The organism is Streptomyces glaucescens, assembly GCF_002154375.1.
GTDB classification, from domain to species: domain Bacteria; phylum Actinomycetota; class Actinomycetes; order Streptomycetales; family Streptomycetaceae; genus Streptomyces; species Streptomyces glaucescens.
In genome coordinates, this window is the sequence record NZ_MUND01000486.1 from 1 (window position 1) to 2,829 (window position 2,829).

Sequence of the window (2,829 nt, forward strand, 5' to 3'; positions counted from 1 at the left end):
CCCCGCGGGCGGGGCGGCGGACGCGGGGGGCTGCTGCTGGCTGCTGGAGGAGGCGAGCGTGCGGCTGCGCACCCGGTACAGGCCGGTGTCGAGGTCGTCGGCCTTCTCCAGGTGGACCTTGATCGGGCCCATGAAGGTGTAGCGCTGCTGCTTGGCGTAGTCGCGGACCATGCTGGCCAGCTCGTCGCCGAGCTGCCCGGAGTAGGGGCTCAGCCGCTCGAAGTCGGGGGTGCTCAGCTCGACGATGAAGTCGTTGGGGACGACGGTGCGCTCACGGTTCCAGATGGTGGCGTTGTTGTCGCACTCGCGCTGGAGCGCTCCCGCGATCTCCACGGGCTGCACCTCGGACTTGAAGACCTTGGCGAAGGTGCCGTTGACCAGACCTTCGAGACGCTGCTCGAAACGCTTCAGGACTCCCATGGGGCACCTCCTCCGTCGTTGCCGTCCTGCGTACTGCCGTGCGTGCTGTCGTGCCTGCTGTTCTGTCTACTGCCCTGTGTACTGCCGTGCGTGCTGCCGTGTGTACTGCTTACCCGGTACTGCTTACTGATCGTATCCACGCGCCCGTGAATCGGCTGGTTCCCCCTGTCAGCGCGGCCGACGGGTGTCGAACGCGTGCCGACGCCTGCGAGGTTCCCTGCCGGGCCCCCCTTCGAACTTTTGCCAAGGATCGTAGAGGCGGCCGCAAACAAGTGTCCCGCACCGGGCTGTGGACTCGGTCCGGCTGCCGGGCGGACGGGCGGGACCGGTACGAGGTTGATACGTGACGGCCACGGTCCGGGGGCCGGGAACGGATGTGAATCCATCCCGGACAGCGTGCTAATGTTCTGCGTGTCGGAAGGCGCCGGGCCGAAAGGAACGGGGCCGGAGGACACACCCAATGCGCGGGTGGCGGAATAGGCAGACGCGCTGGATTCAGGTTCCAGTGCCCGCAAGGGCGTGGGGGTTCAACTCCCCCCTCGCGCACAGCTGGAAGCCCCGCAGGTCTCGGACCTGCGGGGCTTTCGCGTATTCCGGGCCCCGCTGCGGTGTGTGACCGATGTCTCAGTGCCGGGCCGGCTCAGGCTCGGCGGCGCAGGGTGAGTGCGGCCGATGTCACGGAGGCGGTCACCGCGAGGGCCGCGCAGGCGGCGAGGACCGCGCCGAGGGCCGGCCAGGGGAGTCGGACGGGGGCCGGGACCTCCAGCAGCGCGAGGGCGCCCCGCATGCCGAGCAGGTTCAGTACGGCGACCAGCAGGCCCAGCAGCCCGCCGACGGCCACCACCGCCAGGGCCTCCGCGGCGACCAGGCGCAGGGTCTGCGCGCGGGTCGCCCCGGCCAGCCGGAGCGCGGCCAGTTCGGGTGCGCGGTCGGAGGTGGCCATGACCGCCGTGTTGACCAGGGACAGGGCGGTGTGGAGGAGGGCGATGCCGAGGACCAGGAAGAGGCCGTAGCGGGTCGTGCGGCCGGCTTCGGGGTGGGTGGCCCGGAGCCACTCGTCCGTGGTGCGGACCTCGGCTGACGGGCCGGCCGCCGCGCGCAGGGCGGTGGCCGCGGTGCCGGGATCGGCGTCCGGGACGAGGCGGACGTCGACCCGGTCCGGGCGGGCGCCGGGCGCGTTGGCCGGGGTGACGTAGACGCCGTTGTCCCCGGTTCCGGTGCGCATGACCGCGGCGATCCGCAGGGACCGGCGGGTGCCGTCGCCGAGCCAGACGTCGACCCGGTCGCCCACGCGGTGGCGTTCCCACTCCTCGTTGACGATGATCGAGTCGTCGTCGAGGCCGGTGACGCGTCCGGCGGTCAGCGGCAGGCGGCTGGTCGCGGCGAGGGCGTCCGGATCGGCCGCGCGGGCCTGCGACCTGATCAGGGCCACGCCCTCCTCCAGGACGTACACGGCGCTCGGCGAGGTCGCCGAGACGGTGGTGCCGGGGACCGTCCCGAGCCGGCGCAGGGTCGCCGCGTCGAGTGCGGTGTCCCCGCGCGGGGTGACGACGAAGTGGGCGGCGCTCCGCGCGCGCGTCTCCGCGGACTTCGCCGCCTGCACGGTCGCGGTGGCGCCCAGCAGGGAACCGGCGAGACCGACGGTGACGAGGACGGGCGCCGCGACGGCGGCGGTGCGGCGCACTCCCGCGGCGGCGTTCTCCCGCACCAGCATCGCCGTCACCCCGGGCAGCCGGACCATCAGCCGGAACAGCGGGGGCAGCAGCACCGGCGCGAGCAGCGCGACCGCGGTGATCAGCAGCATGGGGCGGCTGACGTAGGACTTGCGGCCCAGCAGCTCCCCCGGGTCGCAGGCCAGGGCCAGGGCCAGGGTGACGGCCGCGGTCAGCAGCAGGGCGGCGCCGCACAGCAGGCGGCCCGGGGTGCGGGCACCGGCGTCCGCGGCCGCTTCGCGCAGCGCCTGCGCCGGAGCGGTGCGGCCCGCCTGCCAGGACGCGGCGGCCACCCCGAGCAGCGCGACCAGCAGACCGGTCCAGAAGGCCAGGTGGTACGGCCAGCCGTGGGCGCCGATCTCGAACCAGGCCGGGGCGAGACCGGCGTCGGCCGCCCAGGCGGCGAGGTACGGGGCGCCCAGGCCGCCGAGCACACAGCCGGTGGCCGCGGCGAGCAGCCCGACGAGCAGCGCCTCCGCGGCCACCGTGCGGCGCAGCAGGCCGGGCGTCGCGCCCACCGTGCGCAGCAGGCCGAACTCGCGGCGGCGCTGGGCCACGGCGAAGGCGAACGTCGACGCCACCACGAACACCGAGACGAACGCGGTGACCCCGCCCGCCGTGCCGAACAGGGCGTTCATCGCGGTGAGGGCCTCGGCGTCGCGGTCCGGGCCGGGGTCGGCGAGGCGGCGGGCGGCAC

2 protein-coding genes and 1 tRNA gene are annotated in these 2,829 nt (G+C 74.1%); 1 reads left to right on the top strand and 2 read right to left on the bottom strand.

Going from position 1 to position 2,829, the window contains the following annotated elements; all coding sequences use genetic code 11:
* A partial coding sequence (locus CCN42_RS28945; RefSeq protein ID WP_143662041.1) for a DUF3662 domain-containing protein occupies positions 1-420 on the bottom strand: 420 nt, incomplete at its 3' end.
* 462 nt (positions 421-882) lie between these two features.
* Here CCN42_RS28945 and CCN42_RS28950 point away from each other — a divergent pair.
* A tRNA-Leu gene (locus tag CCN42_RS28950) sits at positions 883-966 on the top strand.
* A 94-nt stretch (positions 967-1,060) separates the two neighbouring features.
* Here CCN42_RS28950 and CCN42_RS28955 read toward each other — a convergent pair.
* Positions 1,061-2,829 (bottom strand): ABC transporter permease (locus CCN42_RS28955; protein WP_086740037.1); only part of this gene is annotated, 1,769 nt, incomplete at its 5' end.